17 protein-coding genes are annotated in these 19796 nt (G+C 50.6%); 16 read left to right on the top strand and 1 reads right to left on the bottom strand.

What is annotated here, in order from left to right; translation table 11 throughout:
* Window positions 1–79: 79 nt before the first annotated feature.
* Window positions 80–922: a type I methionyl aminopeptidase gene (map, locus tag E6C74_RS00255; protein WP_136482239.1), complete on the bottom strand. Its 843-nt coding sequence runs from the start codon at window positions 920–922 to the stop codon at window positions 80–82.
* Window positions 923–1333: 411 nt separating this feature from the next.
* On the opposite strand from map, the gene rpsB reads away from it, so the two are divergent.
* The 16 genes from rpsB (at window position 1334) to dnaE (ending at window position 19768) form a co-directional block, all read left to right on the top strand.
* A complete protein-coding gene (gene rpsB, locus E6C74_RS00260; protein ID WP_136482241.1) occupies window positions 1334–2062 on the top strand; it encodes a 30S ribosomal protein S2 in 729 nt (242 codons plus the stop codon).
* Between the two features lie 135 nt (window positions 2063–2197).
* Window positions 2198–3040 (top strand): translation elongation factor Ts, encoded by an 843-nt coding sequence (gene tsf / locus E6C74_RS00265; protein ID WP_136482243.1) that lies wholly within the window; start codon window positions 2198–2200, stop codon window positions 3038–3040.
* 159 nt (window positions 3041–3199) lie between these two features.
* Window positions 3200–3931 (top strand): UMP kinase, encoded by a 732-nt coding sequence (pyrH, locus tag E6C74_RS00270; protein ID WP_136482246.1) that lies wholly within the window; start codon window positions 3200–3202, stop codon window positions 3929–3931.
* Window positions 3932–3967: 36 nt separating this feature from the next.
* Window positions 3968–4525, top strand: a complete 558-nt coding sequence (gene frr / locus E6C74_RS00275) for a ribosome recycling factor (protein WP_136482248.1) — start codon at window positions 3968–3970, stop codon at window positions 4523–4525.
* 95 nt (window positions 4526–4620) lie between these two features.
* Window positions 4621–5373 (top strand): polyprenyl diphosphate synthase, encoded by a 753-nt coding sequence (gene uppS, locus E6C74_RS00280; RefSeq protein ID WP_136482250.1) that lies wholly within the window; start codon window positions 4621–4623, stop codon window positions 5371–5373.
* Between the two features lie 16 nt (window positions 5374–5389).
* Window positions 5390–6232 carry a phosphatidate cytidylyltransferase gene (locus E6C74_RS00285; protein ID WP_136482252.1) on the top strand — a complete coding sequence of 281 codons (843 nt, stop codon included), beginning with the start codon at window positions 5390–5392 and terminating at the stop codon, window positions 6230–6232.
* Window positions 6233–6283: 51 nt separating this feature from the next.
* On the top strand, window positions 6284–7492 hold the full coding sequence (gene ispC, locus E6C74_RS00290) for a 1-deoxy-D-xylulose-5-phosphate reductoisomerase (protein WP_136482254.1): 1209 nt from the start codon (window positions 6284–6286) through the stop codon (window positions 7490–7492).
* Window positions 7489–8847, top strand: coding sequence for a sigma E protease regulator RseP (rseP, locus tag E6C74_RS00295; RefSeq protein WP_136482256.1), 1359 nt, complete (start codon window positions 7489–7491; stop codon window positions 8845–8847). The genes ispC and rseP overlap by 4 nt, the downstream gene beginning before the upstream one ends.
* A 48-nt stretch (window positions 8848–8895) precedes the next feature.
* Complete coding sequence (gene bamA, locus E6C74_RS00300; protein WP_136482258.1) at window positions 8896–11310, top strand: outer membrane protein assembly factor BamA; 2415 nt, start codon at window positions 8896–8898, stop codon at window positions 11308–11310.
* 14 nt (window positions 11311–11324) lie between these two features.
* Entirely contained in the window at window positions 11325–11834 is a 510-nt protein-coding gene (locus E6C74_RS00305) for an OmpH family outer membrane protein (protein ID WP_136482260.1), read from the top strand.
* A 10-nt stretch (window positions 11835–11844) separates the two neighbouring features.
* Window positions 11845–12879: a UDP-3-O-(3-hydroxymyristoyl)glucosamine N-acyltransferase gene (gene lpxD / locus E6C74_RS00310; protein WP_136482262.1), complete on the top strand. Its 1035-nt coding sequence runs from the start codon at window positions 11845–11847 to the stop codon at window positions 12877–12879.
* 115 nt (window positions 12880–12994) lie between these two features.
* The gene (gene fabZ, locus E6C74_RS00315) at window positions 12995–13426 is read left to right on the top strand and encodes a 3-hydroxyacyl-ACP dehydratase FabZ (protein ID WP_206208366.1); all 432 of its coding nucleotides are present in this window, start codon (window positions 12995–12997) and stop codon (window positions 13424–13426) included.
* A 1-nt stretch (window position 13427) separates the two neighbouring features.
* A complete protein-coding gene (lpxA, locus tag E6C74_RS00320; protein WP_136482266.1) occupies window positions 13428–14216 on the top strand; it encodes an acyl-ACP--UDP-N-acetylglucosamine O-acyltransferase in 789 nt (262 codons plus the stop codon).
* Between the two features lie 162 nt (window positions 14217–14378).
* A complete protein-coding gene (gene lpxB / locus E6C74_RS00325; RefSeq protein ID WP_136482268.1) occupies window positions 14379–15518 on the top strand; it encodes a lipid-A-disaccharide synthase in 1140 nt (379 codons plus the stop codon).
* A 54-nt stretch (window positions 15519–15572) separates the two neighbouring features.
* The gene (gene rnhB, locus E6C74_RS00330) at window positions 15573–16193 is read left to right on the top strand and encodes a ribonuclease HII (protein ID WP_136482270.1); all 621 of its coding nucleotides are present in this window, start codon (window positions 15573–15575) and stop codon (window positions 16191–16193) included.
* 95 nt (window positions 16194–16288) lie between these two features.
* The gene (gene dnaE, locus E6C74_RS00335) at window positions 16289–19768 is read left to right on the top strand and encodes a DNA polymerase III subunit alpha (protein ID WP_136482272.1); all 3480 of its coding nucleotides are present in this window, start codon (window positions 16289–16291) and stop codon (window positions 19766–19768) included.
* Window positions 19769–19796: the final 28 nt, after the last annotated feature.

Here is a 19796-nt window from a genome sequence, read left to right on the forward strand (position 1 = left end):
ATTACGTCAGTGCTGGCAAGGCGTGAGGCTGGAAGCCGGGGATAAAAAAATCCCTGCCGAAGCAGGGATTGGAAGCCGGTTATGCGTTGTGGAACACGCGTGGGATGCTCTCTTCCTCACGCAGGGTCAGGATTTCGCAACCGTCTGCGGTGACCAGGATGGTGTGCTCCCACTGAGCCGAGTTTTTGCCATCGGCAGTGTAAACGGTCCAGTTATCCTCATCATCCAGGCGGCAACCGAATTTACCAGCGTTAATCATCGGCTCGATAGTGAAAATCATACCTTCACGCAGTACCGTGCGGTCGCTGTTGCGGTAGTGCACCACTTGTGGCTCTTCATGGAAGCCGGCACCGATGCCGTGGCCACAGTAATCACGCACGATCGAGAATTTCAGGCGCGGGTTGTTCTTGTTGTTGGTCTTGATGTGTTTTTCAATCGCGGTACCGATTTCACCCAGTTGCGTGCCCGGTTTAACTTTTTTCAGTGCCAGGTACAGACATTCCTGAGCAACCAGACACAGGCGCTTATCCGCCGGAGCAACGTCACCGACCTGGAACATCTTCGAGGTATCACCGTGATAGCCATCTTTAATCACTGTGATGTCGATGTTCATGATATCGCCATCTTTCAGCACAGCCGGACGGGTGATCTGGCCGTAAGCACTGTCTTGCTCTGCCGGGATGCCGTGGCAGACGATGTGGTTGATTGACGTACAGATAGATTTAGGGAAACCGTGATAATTGAGAGGAGCCGGAATTGCGCCCTGAACTTCAGTGATGTACTTGTGACAGATCTGATCCAGTTCTTCGGTCGTTACGCCCGCCTTAACATGAGGTTCAATCATTTCCAGAACCTCAGCCGCCAGACGGCCGGCTACGCGCATTTTTTCAATTTCTTCAGCAGTTTTAATAATTACAGACATCGGCTTTCTCTACTAACGCTTATGCACACACATTGTGCTAATCGGGCTATTGTAACAGTGGAAGAGGGAAGCGCAACAATACCGTCAAGTAAGAATGAGAATCAGAGGTGATTGAGTGGTCACTAATGAGTCTGCTGCGCGTACCAAAAAGAGAGCGATAACGGCCATGGCGAGCGAGACCTGGCAGCGAGAACGACCGATTTTTTACTAGCCACCTGAGCGCAAAATGTGGTATAAAGCGCGCCGGAAACTCGGTCTGATTTCTTCATTTGGCGAAACAGATACGATTCCACTAACATTTAACTTTAAATCACACACATTCCGACACATGATCCGGGGTGCCTCCAGCGTTAGTTTGAGAGGTCGGAAACATGGGGAATGTGGAGGCCTAACCCCATAGAGGATTATATAATGGCAACTGTATCAATGCGCGATATGCTGAAAGCTGGTGTTCACTTCGGTCACCAGACTCGTTACTGGAACCCAAAAATGAAGCCATTCATCTTTGGCGCTCGTAACAAGGTTCATATCATCAACCTGGAAAAAACTGTACCTATGTTCAACGAAGCTCTGTCTGAGCTGGTTAAAGTTGGCGAGAAAAAAGGTAAAGTTCTTTTCGTAGGTACTAAGCGCGCTGCATCTGAAGCGGTTAAAGAAGCTGCTATTGCTAGCAACCAGTACTACGTTAACAACCGCTGGTTGGGCGGTATGCTGACTAACTGGAAAACTGTTCGCCAGTCAATCAAGCGTCTGAAAGAGCTGGAAGTACAATCTACTGACGGTACTTTCGACAAGCTGACCAAGAAAGAAGCTCTAATGCGTACTCGTGAAATGGAGAAGCTAGAGAAGTCTCTTGGTGGTATCAAAGACATGGGCGGTCTACCAGACGCTCTGTTCGTAATCGACGCTGATCACGAGCACATCGCAGTTAAAGAAGCAAACAACCTGGGTATCCCAGTATTTGCAGTAGTTGATACTAACTCTAGCCCAGACGGCATCGACTACATCATCCCAGGTAACGACGACGCAATCCGCGCTGTTCAACTGTACCTGAACGCTGCTGCTGCATCTCTGACTGAAGGCCGCAACAAAGACGTTGCAGCTGTTGCTGACAAAGACGACTTCGTAGAAGCTGAATAATAGCTGCTCATAGTAATACTTAGTTCTATGTGCCACAAAGCTGAAGCATAAGCTAAGTTATTATAGTTAGCATTGGGGGCCGAAAACGTAGGCCCCCAATTTTTACCACATCCAGAATCAACTGAGGAATAGAGAATGGCTGTTACTGCTGCTCTAGTTAAAGAACTGCGCGAACGTACTGGCGCAGGCATGATGGAATGTAAGAAAGCGCTTGTTGAAACTAACGGTGACATCGAGCTAGCGATCGAGAACATGCGTAAGTCAGGCGCTGCTAAAGCTGCTAAAAAAGCAGGCAACGTTGCTGCTGAAGGCGCGATCATCATCAAAGAAGGTGAAGGCGTTGCTGTTCTTCTTGAAGTTAACTGCCAAACTGACTTCGTAGCAAAAGATGCAAACTTCGCAGCATTCGCTGAGAAAGTAGCTGCAGAAGCGGTAGCTTCTCAAGCATCTGTTGAAGAGCTACAAGCTAAATTCGAAGACGAGCGTGTTGCACTGGTTGCTAAAATCGGTGAAAACATCAACATCCGTCGCGTACAATACGTACAGGGTGCTGCTCTGGCTTCTTACCGTCACGGTGAGAAAATCGGTGTTGTTGTTGCCGGTGAAGGCGACGCAGAAACACTGAAGCACGTTGCAATGCACGTTGCTGCTTCACGTCCAGAATACGTGAACCCAGAAGATGTACCAACTGACGTTGTTGCTAAAGAACGTGAAGTTCAGGTTGGCATCGCAATGAACGAAGGCAAGCCTAAAGAAATCGCTGAGAAGATGGTTGAAGGCCGTATGCGTAAGTTCACTGGCGAAGTTTCTCTGACTGGCCAGCCTTTCGTAATGGAACCTAAGAAATCTGTAGGTGAAGTTCTGAAAGAAAAAGGCGCTGCTGTTACTTCTTTCGTTCGTCTGGAAGTAGGCGAAGGTATCGAGAAGAAAGAAGAGCTGAGCTTTGCTGAAGAAGTAGCACTGGCTCAAAAAGGTTAAGCCTTTTCGAGACTGCTCAGATAAAGACCGTAGCCCAGGCTGCGGTCTTTTCACGACTAGGCATGTAATTCGTTTAGCCGTGATGATTGGAATTCTTATCTAAGTTTCCAATCATGACTGTTAAACAACTCTTTGAACTCTCTTTGGAAGGTAAAGTCCATGACAACGAACCCTAAACCAGCATATCAACGTATTCTGTTAAAACTTAGCGGTGAAGCGCTTCAAGGCGAAGAAGGTTTTGGTATCGATCCGACCGTTCTTGATCGCATGGCGCAGGAGGTCAAGGAACTGGTAGAACTTGGTGTTCAGGTTGGCGTTGTTATCGGTGGTGGTAACCTGTTCCGTGGTGCGGGTCTGGCTGCAGCGGGTATGAACCGCGTTGTAGGTGACCACATGGGCATGTTGGCAACAGTAATGAATGGTCTGGCAATGCGTGACGCACTGCACCGTGCTTATGTAAACGCACGCGTGATGTCAGCCATTCCTCTGAACGGTGTGTGTGATGACTACAACTGGGCCGATGCGATCAGCCAACTGCGTCAGGGCCGCGTTGTGATCTTCTCTGCAGGTACCGGTAACCCGTTTTTTACTACCGATTCGGCTGCGTGTCTGCGCGGTATTGAAATTGAAGCGGACATAGTTCTCAAAGCAACAAAAGTCGACGGCGTTTACAGTGCAGACCCGGTAGCCAACCCAGACGCACAGCTGTATGATAAGCTCGCATACAACGATGTACTTGACAAAGAATTGAAAGTCATGGATTTGGCGGCATTTACCCTGGCTCGTGACCATAAGATGCCAATCCGTGTCTTCAACATGAACAAACCTGGCGCTCTGCGCCGCGTAGTGATGGGTGAGACGGAAGGCACTTTGATTACCTCCGCTGAATAATCACTGGCAAGTTGAAATAAGAATTAAGGTGAAATTGTGATTAATGAGATCAAACAAGACGCTCAAGAGCGTATGGACAAAAGTGTAGAAGCACTAAAGAACAACCTGAGTAAGGTTCGTACTGGCCGTGCGCACCCAAGCCTGCTATCTGGCATCTCAGTTGAGTACTACGGTGCGCCAACGCCTCTTAACCAAATTGCTAACGTCGTAGCAGAAGATGCTCGTACTCTGGCCATCACCGTATTCGACAAAGAGCTGACGCCAAAAGTCGAAAAAGCGATCCTGATGTCTGACCTGGGCCTGAACCCAATGTCAGCGGGTACGGTAATTCGTGTACCACTGCCACCACTGACGGAAGAGCGTCGTCGTGACCTGGTTAAAATCGTACGTGGTGAAGCTGAAGGCGGTCGTGTTGCTGTTCGTAACATCCGTCGTGACGCGAACGCGGATCTGAAAGGCCTGCTGAAAGAGAAAGAAATCTCTGAAGATGAAGATCGTAAAGCGCAGGACGAAATTCAGAAACTGACTGATGCTGCTGTTAAACGCATTGATGAAGTGCTGGCAGCAAAAGAAAAAGAATTGATGGAAGTATAATTTCCGATTAATTTCAGTGATAAAAGCGCTGTGCTCGCAGCACAGCGTTTTTTTATGCTACTCTTCATCATCTTTTTTGTCGTCAATACGTTCCTATGCAAAATTCGCAACTCTCTTCAGATGTTTTACCTCAGCACATTGCAATCATTATGGATGGCAACGGGCGCTGGGCGAAAGCGCAAGGTAAACCTCGAGTCTTCGGCCATAAAAGTGGCGTCTCAGCTGTTCGAAAAACCATCTCTACTGCAGCGAAACTAGGCATCAAAGCGGTTACCCTCTTTGCATTCAGCAGCGAGAACTGGCGTCGTCCTGAAGAAGAGGTCGGTGTGCTAATGGAGCTGTTCATCACAGTTCTGTCGACCGAAGTCAAAAAACTGCACAAGAATAACCTGCGTCTCCGTATCATCGGCGACACCCGTCGTTTTAGTGAGCGACTGCAGAAAAAAATTGCCCAGGCGGAAGCCCTGACCGCCAATAACACCGGTTTGGTCGTTAACATTGCCGCGAACTATGGCGGTAAGTGGGACATTACTCAGGCCACACGTGAAATCGCCCGTAAAGTCGCATGCGGTGAAGTGGATCCATCTCAGATTGATGAAGCCATGATTACCCAGCATCTGACCATGGCCGATATTCCGGAAGTGGACCTGTTGATCCGCACCAGTGGCGAATGCCGCATCAGCAACTTTATGTTGTGGCAACTGGCGTATGCAGAAATGTATTTCACGCCGCAATACTGGCCTGAATTTGGTGAAGAGAGTTTAATTGAAGCAGTGACTTGGTTTGTGAACCGCGAGCGCCGATTCGGCTGCACCGGTGAGCAGGTTAAGGCACTGATGGAATCATAGAATAGGATTTCTGAGTTTGAAGCAAAGAATTATAACCGCGCTCATTCTTGCCCCTCTGGTGATTGCCGGCATTGTCTATTTGCCGCTGGCTTGGTTTGTGGCCGCTCTGGCCGTTGTTACCTTATTGGGCTTTTGGGAGTGGACTCAGTTTGTAGAGCACTCTTCACGTTACGCTGCGCTGTTACCGGCGGTTATCGTTGGTGGAGCAAGCTTTTTTATTATTTCTCCGGCAGCCGCTGAGCTGCGTGAGCCATCATCACTGCATTACGCTGTGATGTTGATTGGCTCGTTCTGGTGGTTGTACGCCAGTTTTCTCGCCGTCACGTATCCTCAATCCCGCAACAGGTGGGAGGGATGTAACGTCTCGCGCCATGCATTTGGCCTTCTTACATTGCTGCCGTTTTTCTGGAGTGTGGTGTTCCTGCGCGCCGAGCAGATCGACAGTGATTTTTTCCACGGTGCCAAGCTGGTGCTGTTTGTATGTTTGATCGTGTGGTCGGCCGATAGCGGCGCCTATTTTTCCGGTAAAAGTTTCGGTAAGCATAAAATGGCTCCGGCGGTGAGTCCGAATAAAACTATCGAAGGTCTGGTGGGTGGCGTGATCGCAGCCATGCTGGTTGGTTGGGTCTTTGCCGATCTGTTCGCTATCGAATTCAGTTCTTTACCTGTTATGCTGCTGACGATTCTGCTCACTGTGGTTATCTCGGTGCTGGGTGATTTGGTCGAGAGCATGTTTAAACGTGTCTCTGGCATTAAAGACAGCAGCAATATCATTCCCGGACACGGTGGTATTCTGGATCGCATCGATAGCCTGACGGCGGCTTTCCCTGTATTCGCTCTTCTATACTTCTTGTTCTAATGTTTGAGCAGGTATTTCGCCTGCTCATCTTTAATCACAACGGTTTTTGCTATGCGTAAATTAACGATTCTTGGGGCAACGGGTTCAATCGGAGCCAGTACGCTCAAGGTAGTCGCAGAGAATCCTGAACAATTTACTGTGGTCGCACTGGCGGCAGGTGGCAATGTTGACAAAATGCGTGAGCTTTGCCAGCGTTGGCAGCCTAAATATGCGGTGATGGCCACGGCGCAAGCCGCGCAGATACTGCAGGCGCAGTTGCGTGAACTTAAGCTTAATATCGAGGTGCTGTACGGCACTGACGCTATGTGTCAGGTTGCTGCCTGCGATGAAGTTGACACCGTGATGGCGGCAATTGTCGGTGCGGCGGGTCTGCTGCCGACGATGGCTGCGGTTAAAGCCGGTAAACGCGTTTTGCTCGCCAATAAAGAAGCCCTGGTGATGTCTGGTCAGCTGTTTATCGACGCGGTAGAAGAGTTTGGCGCCGAGTTGATGCCGGTTGACAGCGAGCACAATGCAATTTTTCAGTGCCTGCCAGTGGAGATTCAGACCCGGCTCGGACGTTGTGATCTTGCCCAGAGCGGCGTTTCTCACATTCTGCTGACCGGTTCCGGTGGTCCTTTCCGTTATAGTGATATCAATACGTTATCTGGTGTGACCCCGCAGCAGGCGATTGCGCATCCGAATTGGTCGATGGGGCCGAAAATTTCGGTTGATTCAGCCACCATGATGAACAAAGGGCTGGAATTTATCGAAGCCAAATGGCTGTTTAACGCGGCGCCGCAGCAGCTCAAAGTGCTGATTCATCCCCAATCGGTGATTCACTCCATGGTGCAGTACCGTGATGGCTCCGTGATTGCCCAGCTTGGTGAGCAGGACATGGCGACGCCGATTGCCCATACTATGGCGTATCCTGAACGGGTCGGAGCTGGCGTAGCTGCGCTTGATTTTACCCGTTTAAGTGAACTGACCTTTATGGATGTCGATTATCAGCGCTATCCGTGTCTGAAACTGGCGATCGATGCCTGTTACGAAGGTCAGCATGCGACCACGTCGCTGAATGCGGCTAATGAAGTGGCGGTCGAGGCGTTCTTAAACGGCAAAATCCGCTTTACGGATATCGCAACTATTAATCAGCAGGTGTTGTCTAAAATTTGCGGCATGAATAATCCGTTACATTCCTATACCTTGGAAAGCCTGCTTGAGCTGGATACAATGGCCCGAAGTCTGGCATCTCAGGAATTAAAAGAGCGATTGTTATGAGTGGCATATTGTGGAATCTGGTGTCTTTTATTGTTGCCTTGGGCATTTTGGTGGCCGTGCATGAATACGGCCATTTTTGGGTAGCAAGAAAATGTGGTGTCCGGGTCGAAAAATTCTCGATCGGCTTTGGTAAGTCGATCTGGAAACGGATCGGTAAAGACGGCACTGAGTACAGTATTGCCATGATTCCGCTTGGCGGTTACGTCAAGATGCTTGACGGGCGTGTCGATGATGTGGCGCCAGAACAGCAGCAGTTTGCGTTTGATAAAAAGCCGCTCTGGCAGCGCAGTGCGATTGTCAGTGCCGGTCCGGTATCTAACTTTATCTTTGCTGTGTTTGCCTACTGGCTGGTGTTTATGATCGGCATTCCGGCGGTTAAGCCGGTGGTTGGCACTGTGACCCCGTATTCAATTGCTGCCGATGCAGGTCTGCAGTCCGGTATGGAAATTAAATCAGTCTCCGGGGTGGAAACGCCGGACTGGGAATCGGTCAACATGGGACTGATTTCCCACATTGGTGACCAGCGCATGACGATGACGGTTTCTTCACCAGACGGTGTCGGGGTCGACGAAATCAAAACTTTTGACCTGAGCGGTTGGAACTTTGATCCTGAAACAGAGTCTGCTATGGGAGCGCTTGGATTTAATCCATTTACCCCTGCTATTTCGCCGGAGTTGACCAGTGTGTCTGCAGGTGGAGCCGGAGAGCGCGCCGGATTACAGGTAGGGGATGTGCTGACCCGCATTGACGGTCAGCCGATTACAGACTGGCAACAGGTGGTTGAGGCGATTCAGGCACACCCTGAGCAACCCTTGACGCTTGACCTTGAGCGTGATCAGCAGAGCCTGTCGGTTGAGCTGAATCCACAGGCGCGAGAGCTGTCTCAAGGAAAAGTGATTGGTTTTGCGGGTATTGCCCCAAAAATCGCAGATTGGCCGGAAAATTATCGATTTGAACTGCAATTTGGTGTATTTGAATCGATCGGAAAAGCGGTTGATAAAACCGGACAGATTATTGATCTGACGATCAGCATGTTGAAGAAACTGCTGGTAGGGGATGTCGGCCTGAATAACCTGAGTGGCCCGATTTCGATCGCGAAAGGGGCAGGGACGACCGCGGATTACGGTCTGGTCTACTTCCTTGGTTTTCTGGCGTTGATCAGCGTTAACTTAGGGATCATTAACCTGGTTCCTTTGCCGATGCTTGATGGCGGCCACCTGCTGTTTTTTGCCATTGAGGCTGTCATTCGTCGTCCGGTACCGGAAAGAGTACAGGAAATGGGGTACCGCATCGGTGGTATGATCATTTTCTCTCTGATGGCCGTGGCAATATTTAACGATTTTACTCGCCTGTGATTGATACGCATTAGGCAAAGGTTGTAGTAAGGACTAACTAAAACAAATATGGCAATGAAAAAAATCCTGTTCGCGACACTGCTCGCAACAAGCGTGTCAGCGCACAGTGCCGAAAACTTTGTTGTGCAGGACATTCAAATTGAGGGTTTGCAACGCGTAGCGCTGGGTGCCGCATTATTGAAAATGCCGGTACGGGTTGGCGATACCGTGGATTCTCAGGACGTGGCCGAGATCATTAAAGCCCTTTACGCCTCCGGTAACTTTGAAAATGTCAAAGTGCTGCGTGACGGCGATACTTTGATGGTGCAGGTCAAAGAGCGCCCGACAATTGCTAGTGTCTCTTTTTCTGGCAACAAGGCGATTAAAGAAGAGCAGTTGCAACAGAACCTTGACGCTTCCGGCATCCGCGTCGGTGAGGCACTGGATCGGACCAAGCTGAGCAACATCGAAAAAGGTCTGGAAGATTTCTATTACAGTGTAGGTAAATACAACGCCACGGTTAAAGCGGTTGTGACACCGCTGCCGCGTAACCGTGCCGACCTTAAATTTGTCTTCACCGAAGGTGTCTCGGCTAAAATTCAGCAGATTAACTTTATCGGTAATGATGTCTTCTCAGATGAAGAGCTGCGCTCACGTTTCAATCTGAATGTGGATGTCGCGTGGTGGAATTTCCTGTCTGATGACAAGTATCAGAAGCAGGTTCTGGCCGGTGATATTGAAGCCCTGCGCTCTTTCTATCTCGATCGTGGTTACCTGAAGTTCCAGGTTGACTCAACCAACGTCTCTATCTCACCCGATAAAAAGGGTGTTTATATCACCATGAACCTCAACGAGGGCAAGCCTTATACGGTGAAGGATGTCAAATTCCGTGGTGAGCTGATCGGCAAAGAAGATGACTTCAAAGCCATGATCCCGTTTGAGCTGGGTGAAACCTATCAGGGTTCAGCGGTAACGGAGCTGGAAGAGTCAATCAAACGTGAACTGGGTGAAGCAGGTTATGCTTATCCTCAGGTGCGTACTATCCCTGAATTTGACGATGAAACGCAGCAGGTATCGCTGGTGATTAACGTTGAAACGGGCAAACGTATGTATGTACGTGACATTCGTTTTGTCGGTAACAATGCGACCAAAGATGAAGTGCTGCGTCGTGAGATGCGTCAGATGGAAGGCTCTTGGCTGAACTCGAAAGCGATTGATACCGGCAAAGCCCGTCTCAACCGTCTTGGTTTCTTCGAAACCGTCGATGTACAGACGGTACGTGTACCGGGTACTGATGACCAGGTTGACCTGGTGTATAACGTCAAAGAAGCTAACTCAGGCAGCGTCAACTTTGGGGTCGGTTACGGGACCGAATCGGGCGTGAGCTTTACCGTGGGCCTGACTCAGGATAACTTCCTTGGTACCGGTAACCGGGTTGGTATTAACGCGACCACCAACGATTATCAGCGTAACATCACACTGGAATATCGTGATCCGTACTGGAACATCGACGGGGTCAGCCTGGGTGGCAAAGTGTTCTTCAACAAGTTTGAAGCATCAGAAGCCGGTATTGTTGACTATACCAACGAAAGTTATGGCACCAGTCTGACCTGGGGTTTCCCGTTTGACGAACTGAACCGTTTTGAGTTTGGTGTCGGTTACACCCACAACAAGATCGGTAATCTGACGCCTTACCTGCAGGTCGAGCAGTTCCTGCGTGCTCAGGAAAGTAATATGGACTCAGACGGCAGTCTGATTACCGATGACTTTGATATCAACGTGGCCTGGACCCGCAATAACCTCAACAAAGGTTACTTCCCGACTGCGGGTAACTATCAGCGTGCGTCGGCTAAAATGACCGTACCTGGCTCGGATGCCAAGTACTTTAAACTGCAATATGATGTGCGTCAGTACATTCCGCTGACCAAAAAGCATGAGTTTACGCTGTTACTGCGTGGCCGCTTGGGTTACGGTAACGGCTATGGTCAGACCGACGGCAAAGATAACCTCTATCCGTTCTATGAAAACTTTTACGCGGGTGGCTTTACCTCTCTGCGTGGATTTGGCTCGAACTCTGCTGGTCCAAAAGCGGTATATCGTGATTACTCTGGCTCGAACAACGGTGCGGATACTGCGACCGATGATTCAGTGGGTGGTAACGCGGTTGCCCTCGGCAGCGTGGAGCTGATCGTTCCGACGCCTTTTGCATCGGACGAAGCACGTAACCAGATTCGTACCAGTATTTTCTACGATATGGCCAGCGTGTGGGATACCGAATTTGACTACCGTGATGCTGGTGCCGCTTACGGGGCCAACTATTACTACGATTACTCGGATCCAACCAACTACCGCTCATCTTACGGTGTGGCGCTGCAATGGATGTCGCCGATGGGACCACTGGTGTTCTCACTGGCGAAACCTATTGAGAAATACGAAGGTGACGATGAAGAATTCTTCACTTTCACAATCGGACGAACCTTCTAATAGAGGAAGCTATTTTGAAAAACATCATCAAAGCGGCAGGTGTTAGCCTTATTGTACTCAGCTCTTCATTTATTGCGCAGGCGGCTGAAGCTGCGCAAAAAGTGGGTTTCATTAACACTGCACAAGTCTTCCAGGCTCTGCCACAGCGTGATGTGGTTCTGCAAAAAATGCAGGAAGAGTTCAAGGATAAAGCGGCCGAACTGCAAAGCATTCAGGCTGAAGCTAAGACCAAAATCGAGAAACTGAAACGCGATTCAGAACTGATGAGCGAAGCAGACGTAGAGAAACTGCGTATTGAGATTGGTCAGCTGGACAGCAAGTACAAGATCAAAGCACAGGCACTGGATCAAGCATCTAAGCGTCGTGAAGCAGAAGAGAAACAAAAACTGTTCAAAGTGATTCAGGATGCAGTACAAAAAGTAGCAGAAAAAGACGGCTACGATATGATCATTGACGTAAGCGCAATGCAATACGGCAAACCTGAGTACAATATTTCCGAACAAGTTATCAAAGCAATCAAATAATTAGAACATTATGACTACACTAACTTTAGCCGAATTGGCAACGATTACTGGGGGTGAGGTTCACGGTGACAGCAGTGCTGTAGTATCTGCCGTTGCGCCGATGAATCGCGCACAGCAGGGAGATGTAACCTTCCTGTCAAATCCGAAATACAGTAAACACCTGGCAGAGTGTCAAGCCACCGTCATCATGGTCAAAGCGGAGCAGCAGGCGCTATGCCCATCAAATGCTCTGGTGGTTGCAGACCCTTACGTGGCGTTTGCTAAGGTGGCACAGGCTCTGGATACGACCCCGGCTCCGGCTAAAGGTGGCATTGCACCGAGTGCAGTGGTGGCCGAGGACGCTAAGTTAGGAAATAATGTTTCAATTGGCGCCAATGCGGTGATTGAGTCTGGCGCTGAGCTGGGTGACAACGTCGTGATTGGCCCAGGTTGCTTTATTGGCCAAAATGCTAAGCTGGGTAACAATACTAAGCTGTGGGCCAACGTCAGCATTTATCATGATGTTGTTATCGGTACTGACTGCCTGGTGCAGTCCGGCACTGTGATTGGCTCGGATGGTTTCGGCTATGCCAATGAGCGTGGCGAGTGGATTAAAATTCCTCAGTTGGGTTCAGTGCGTATCGGTCACCGGGTTGAGATCGGGGCGTGTACCACCATTGACCGTGGTGCGCTTGATGACACCGTGATCGAAGACAACGTTATTCTCGATAACCAGCTGCAAATCGCCCACAACGTGCACATCGGATATGGTACAGCCATGGCCGGTGGTACCATTGTGGCCGGTAGTACGACGATCGGTAAATACTGTATCATTGGCGGCGCGTCGGTAATTAACGGCCATATCACAATTGCAGATGGCGTGACTATTACCGGCATGGGCATGGTGATGCGCAGTATTGATGAGAAGGGCATGTACTCTTCAGGCATCCCGCTGCAACCCAATAAAGAGTGGCGTAAGACAGCAACACGCGTTCATCGTATTGATGAGATGAATAAGCGCTTAAAAGCGGTAGAGAAGCTGCTTGAGCAAAAAGCGGAATCATAATTCCGGTTTTTTGTTAAAAAGGCTCGCAATATGCGAGTCTTTTTCGTCTATAATGCCCTAATTAATTTTTGTATTGATAAATAGGAATATGACTTTGACTACTGAAAAGAAAATGATGAATATCACTGAAATTCAGGAGCTTCTTCCTCACCGTTACCCTTTTCTGCTGATTGATCGCGTAACGGATTATGAAGAAGGTAAATACCTGATTGGCCTTAAGAATGTTTCAGTGAATGAACCTCAGTTCACCGGTCATTTTCCCCAGCTTCCAGTCTTTCCTGGTGTACTGATCCTTGAAGCCATGGCACAGGCAACCGGCCTGCTGGCATTCAAAACCTTCGGTGCGCCAAAAGAAAACGAGCTGTACTACTTTGCCAGCATCGACAACGCAAAATTCCGTAAACCAGTGGGTCCTGGCGACCAGCTGATGATCGAAGTGGAATTCGTTAAAGAGCGTCGCGGTATCGCCCTGTTCAATGGCGTAGCGAAAGTTGACGGTGAAGTGGTGTGTTCAGCTGAACTGAAATGTGCACGCAGAGAATTTTAATATGATCCACGAAACGGCACAAATCCACCCGGCAGCGGTGGTCGAAGACGGCGCAGTGATTGGCGCTCATGTCACGGTTGGGCCATTTACTTACATTACCGCCGGCGTCACCATTGGTGAAGGCACGGAAGTAATGTCGCATGTTGTGATCAAAGGCAACACAGTAATCGGCAAAGACAACCGCATTTTCCCGCATGCTGTCATTGGTGAAGAGAACCAGGACAAGAAGTACGGCGGTGAAGATACGCGCGTTATCATCGGTGACCGTAACGTCATTCGTGAAGCAGTCCAGATCCACCGAGGTACCACGCAGGATAAACACGAAACCGTGGTCGGCAACGACAACCTGTTGTGTGTCAATGCGCACATTGCGCACGATGTGATTGTGGGTAACCACACACACATTGGTAACAACGCCATTCTGGGCGGTCACGTGACTGTGCATGATTACGCAGGTGTCATGGCTCTGTCGGCGATTCACCCGTTCTGCTCAGTTGGCGCTTATGCCTACATCGGCGGCTGTTCTGCCGTGGTTCAGGATGTGCCGGCTTACGTGCTGGCGCAGGGTAACCATGCGTCTCCGTTTGGTCTTAACCTGGTTGGTCTTAAGCGTAACGGCTTTGAAAAAGCAGAAATTCGTGCTTTGCAAAAAGCGTACAAAGAGATCTACCGCGCCGGTAAGACTCAGGCTGAAGCCCTAGTTGTATTGAAAGAGATGGCGGCTGAGTGGTCATCTGTGCAGCGCTTTGTTGACCTGCTGGAGAGCTCTGAGCGTGGCATTATCCGCTAAGCTCGGCTAATCCAATGATGGAAAAAGATCGTCCGCCTGTCGGACGGTCTTTTTGTGTTTTATAGCCCAGCGTGTTTTGTGCATCGTGTTTTTTGGACAGCCGCTTTTTTCGTAAAGTTGCGGTCCAAAATGCACAAGTTAGTTTTATAGAGGATATTCGGCGTGAAAAAACCACTACGTATCGGCATTGTGGCAGGTGAGCTATCCGGTGATACCCTGGGTGAGGGCTTCATCAAAGCCGTTAAAGCCCGCTATCCGGATGCCGAGTTTGTCGGCATTGGTGGTCCGAAGATGATGGCCCAAGGCTGTCAGTCTCTGTTTGACATGGAAGAGCTGGCCGTGATGGGGTTGGTGGAAGTGCTTGGACGTCTGCCACGTCTGCTTAAAGTCAAAGCGGAGCTGGTTAAGTATTTTACCACCAATCCGCCGGATGTGTTTGTCGGGATTGATGCGCCGGATTTCAATCTGCGCCTTGAGCTCGATCTTAAGCAGGCCGGGATCAAAACTGTGCACTACGTCAGTCCGTCGGTCTGGGCCTGGCGCCAGAAGCGTATCTTTAAAATTGCGGCTGCGACGAATCTGGTACTGGCGTTTCTGCCGTTTGAAAAAGCTTTCTACGATAAATTCAATGTGCCGTGTGAGTTTATTGGTCATACCCTGGCGGATGCGATTCCTTTCCAGAGTGATCAGCAGGCGGCGCAGCAACTGTTGGGCCTTGATCCGACGCAGCGCTGGCTGGCTGTCCTGCCGGGCAGCCGGGGCAGTGAGATGAAAATGCTGGCCGAGCCGTTTATCCGCACCTGTCAGCGTTTGCAGCAGAGTTATCCGGACCTTGGTTTTGTTGTCGCCCTGGTCAATCAGAAACGGCGTGAACAATTTGAAGCCGCCTGGCAGGCGATAGCACCTGAACTTAATTTTGTTCTGGTCGATGATACCGCGCGTAATGTGATTACGGCATCCGATGTGGTCTTGTTGGCGTCGGGGACGGTCGCGCTGGAGTGCATGCTGCTCAAACGCCCTATGGTAGTGGGTTACCGGGTCAATGCCATTACGGCATTTCTGGCTAAACGACTGCTCAAAACCAAGTACGTTTCGCTGCCGAATATTCTTGCCGAGCAGGAGCTGGTCAAAGAGCTGCTGCAGGATGACTGCAGCGTCGATAACCTCTACCGCGAAGTCAGTCAGTTACTCGACAGCGACAACCGGGTGATGCTGGACAAATTTGACCAGATGCACCACTGGATCCGTAAAGACGCGGACAAACAGGCGGCGCAGGCCGTGCTGGCTCTTATTCAACAGTAATAAAAGCATTCAACACTAATTACACAATCCAACACTTCAGGCTCAGAGCAGATTATGGCGAAAAAACCGCAACAAGAACTTCCTCCGTATCAGATCCCGGCGGGTTTCCATTGTATTGCCGGCGTGGATGAAGTCGGGCGCGGCCCGCTGGTCGGCGATGTGGTGACCGCGGCGGTCATTCTCGATCCTAATAATCCGATTGCCGGACTCAACGACTCGAAGAAATTGTCGGAGAAAAAGCGTCTGGCGTTGCTGCCGGAAATCCAACAAAAAGCGCTGGCCTGGTCGGTCGGGCGTTGCAGCCCGCAGGAAATCGACGAGCTGAATATTTTCCAGGCCACTATGCTGGCAATGCAGCGGGCCGTCGAAGGATTGGCATTACAGCCCGACCTGGTGCTGGTCGACGGCAATAAAATCCCGGTGCTGCCCATGGCGGCTGAAGCCGTGGTCAAAGGTGACTTACGCGTGGCGCAGATCAGTGCCGCGTCGATCATTGCTAAAGTGGTGCGCGATCAGGAGATGGAAGAGCTGGATAAAGCCTATCCCGAATTTGGTTTTGCCCAGCACAAAGGTTATCCGACCAAGGCCCACTTTGCCGCAATTGAGCAACATGGCGTGATTGCCGAGCACCGGCGCAGTTTCGGCCCGGTCAAACGGGCTCTTGGCCTCGGCTAGCCAACGGCTGAGGCAGGAATAAGCCCTGTATCTCAGCACAGATTTACGTAAAATAAGCGCCAGTTAAATTTATCAGTACCCCAGGACAGAATTAAATGTCAGACCCAAAGTTTATCCACTTACGTGTTCACAGTGATTTCTCCATGGTTGACGGCCTGTCAAAAGTGCCGCCGCTGGTGAAAAAAGTGGCAGCAATGGGCATGCCGGCAATGGCCCTGACCGACTTCACCAACTTATGTGGTCTGGTGAAATTCTATGGCACTGCGCATGGCTGTGGTATCAAGCCGATTGTCGGCGCTGACTTTGCCGTGCGTTCTGACGAGTTTGGCGATGAGCTGACCCGCATTACTGTCCTGGCCAAAAATAATCAAGGCTACAAAAATCTGACCCTGCTGATCTCCGACGCGTATCTGCGTGGTCATGTACAGCACCAGCCGGTGATTGATAAAGAGTGGCTGGTGAAATATTCCGAAGGCCTGATCCTGCTGTCCGGTGCGAAAAGCGGTGATATCGGCCGTGCGCTACTGAAAGGCAATCAGGCCCTGGTGGAGAAATGCGTCGAGTTTTACCAGACCCATTTTGCTGACCATTTTTATCTTGAACTGGTACGTACCGGACGTGCCGATGAAGAGAGTTATCTGCATTTTGCCCTTGAACTGGCTGAACAGACCGACCTGCCGGTAGTGGCGACCAACGACGTGGTATTTCTTGAACCGGAACAGTTCGATGCCCATGAAATCCGGGTCGCGATTCACGATGGTTACACCTTAGAAGACCCGCGCCGGCCAAAGAACTACAGCGCGCAGCAGTATCTGCGCAGTGAAGAAGAGATGTGCAATCTGTTTGCCGATATTCCGGAAGCGCTGGAAAACAGTGTCGAGATTGCCAAGCGTTGTAACGTGACCGTGCGTCTGGGCGAATATTTCCTGCCGGCATTCCCGACCGAGGGGATGCTGGAAACCGAATTCCTGGTCAAAAAGTCTCAGCAAGGTCTCGAAGAGCGTCTGGAATTCCTGTTTCCGGATCCTGCCGTGAGAGCCGAGCGTCGCCCGGCTTATGATGAGCGCCTGGAGATCGAGCTGCAGGTGATCAACCAGATGGGATTCCCGGGTTACTTCCTGATCGTAATGGAGTTCATCCAGTGGTCGAAAGATAATGATATTCCGGTAGGCCCGGGGCGGGGCTCAGGTGCCGGTTCTCTGGTGGCTTACGCACTGAAAATCACCGATTTGGATCCGCTTGAATACGATTTGCTGTTCGAACGCTTCCTTAACCCGGAGCGGGTATCCATGCCCGATTTCGACGTCGATTTCTGTATGGATAAGCGCGATCTGGTGATCGATCACGTGGCGGAAATGTACGGTCGTGATGCGGTATCACAGATCATCACCTTTGGTACCATGGCGGCGAAAGCGGTAATTCGCGATGTGGGCCGGGTGCTGGGCCACCCGTTTGGTTTTGTCGATCGCATCTCGAAAATGATCCCGCCAGATCCGGGTATGACGCTGGAAAAAGCGTTTAAAGCCGAACCAGCTTTGCCGGAGCTGTACGAAGCCGACGAAGAAGTTAAAGAACTGATCGATATGTGTCGCATTCTGGAAGGGTGTACACGTAACGCCGGTAAACACGCGGGCGGGGTGGTGATTTCCCCGACCTCGATTACCGATTTCGCGCCGTTGTATTGTGATGCCGAAGGCCACCATCCGGTGACTCAGTTTGACAAGAACGACGTCGAATATGCCGGTCTGGTTAAGTTTGACTTCCTTGGCCTGCGTACCCTGACCATCATCGACTGGGCGCTGGGGCTGATTAACCCGCGGCGTGAAAAAGCCGGTGAGGCGCCGGTGCGTATCGAGTCAATTCCGCTGGCGGATCCGGCCTCGTTCCGGGTATTGCAAAACTCAGAAACCACCGCGGTATTCCAGCTCGAATCGCGCGGGATGAAAGAGCTGATTAAACGTCTGCAGCCGGACTGTTTTGAAGACATCATCGCACTGGTTGCTCTGTTTCGCCCCGGCCCGCTGCAATCGGGCATGGTAGATAACTTTATCGACCGTAAGCATGGTCGTGAAGCCATTTCCTATCCGGATGAAAAATGGCAGCACGAGTCGCTGAAAGAGATCCTGGAGCCGACCTACGGCATCATTCTCTATCAGGAACAGGTGATGCAGATCGCCCAGGTTCTGGCTGGCTACACCCTGGGTGGTGCGGACATGCTGCGCCGGGCGATGGGTAAGAAAAAGCCGGAAGAGATGGCCAAACAGCGGGCTATTTTCCAGTCAGGCGCTGAAAATAACGGTGTTGACGGCGAACTGGCAATGAAAATCTTCGATCTGGTGGAAAAATTTGCCGGATACGGGTTTAACAAATCGCACTCAGCCGCCTATGCTTTAGTATCGTACCAGACGCTATGGCTCAAAACTCACTACCCGGCCGAGTTCATGGCAGCGGTCATGACCGCGGATATGGACAACACCGAGAAAGTGGTTGGTCTGGTCGATGAGTGCATGCGCATGGGGCTGACCGTGCTGCCACCGGACATCAACTCCGGTCTGTACCGGTTTAACGTCGATGATGCCGGCGCGATTGTCTATGGTATCGGGGCGATTAAAGGTGTTGGTGAAGGCCCGATTGAAGCGATTCTTGAAGCGCGTAGTCAGGGCGGTTATTTTAAGGATCTGTTTGATTTCTGCGCGCGGATTGACCTGAAAAAAGTCAACAAACGGGTGATTGAGAAGCTGATTCTGGCCGGTGCGATGGACCGCCTCGGGCCGCATCGCGCAGCGCTGATGGCCTCATTAAGCGATGCGGTGAAATCAGCCAGTCAGCATCACCAGGCCGAAGCGTTTGGTCAGACCGATATGTTTGGTGTCCTGACCGATGCGCCGGAAGAGGTGGAGCAGAAATACACTCAGGTCGATGAATGGCCGGAAAAAGTGTGGCTGGAAGGGGAACGCGAGACATTGGGTCTTTACCTGACGGGGCATCCGATTAATGCTTACCTGAAGGAACTCAATAAGTACACCAGTTGTCGATTGAATGAGGCCACGCCAACCCGACGCGATCAGTCGGTGACTGTGGCCGGTCTGGTCATCGCAGCACGGGTCATGACCACCAAACGCGGTAACCGGATTGGTATCATGACGATTGATGATCGTAGTGGCCGGATGGAAGTGATGTTATTTTCCGATGCGCTGGATCGCTATGCAGATTTGTTAGAAACAGATAAAATTTTGGTCATTTCCGGACAGGTCAGCTTTGATGACTTCAACGGTGGCCTTAAAATGTCGGCGCGCGAAGTCATGGACTTGGGCAGCGCGCGTGAAAAATATGCCCGAGGCTTGTCGGTTTCGATTGAGCAATCGCAGATCAATGAGCAGTTTTTTGAGCGCTTTAGTCACATCTTAGAGCCTCACCGAGCAGGGACTGTCCCTGTCAATGTATACTACCAGCGCCCAGATGCGCGAGCACGCCTGACGTTAGGCACCGAGTGGCGTGTCACTCCAAGCGATACATTGTTAGACGAATTAAAACAGTTGCTTGGCAAAGACCAGGTAGAACTCGAATTTAACTAAAATTCAGCTGCGCCAGTGCGAGCTGAGT

Origin of the sequence: Vibrio sp. H11, assembly GCF_004804295.1 — a bacterium.
In the GTDB taxonomy this organism is placed as follows: Bacteria; Pseudomonadota; Gammaproteobacteria; order Enterobacterales; family Vibrionaceae; genus Vibrio; species Vibrio ostreae.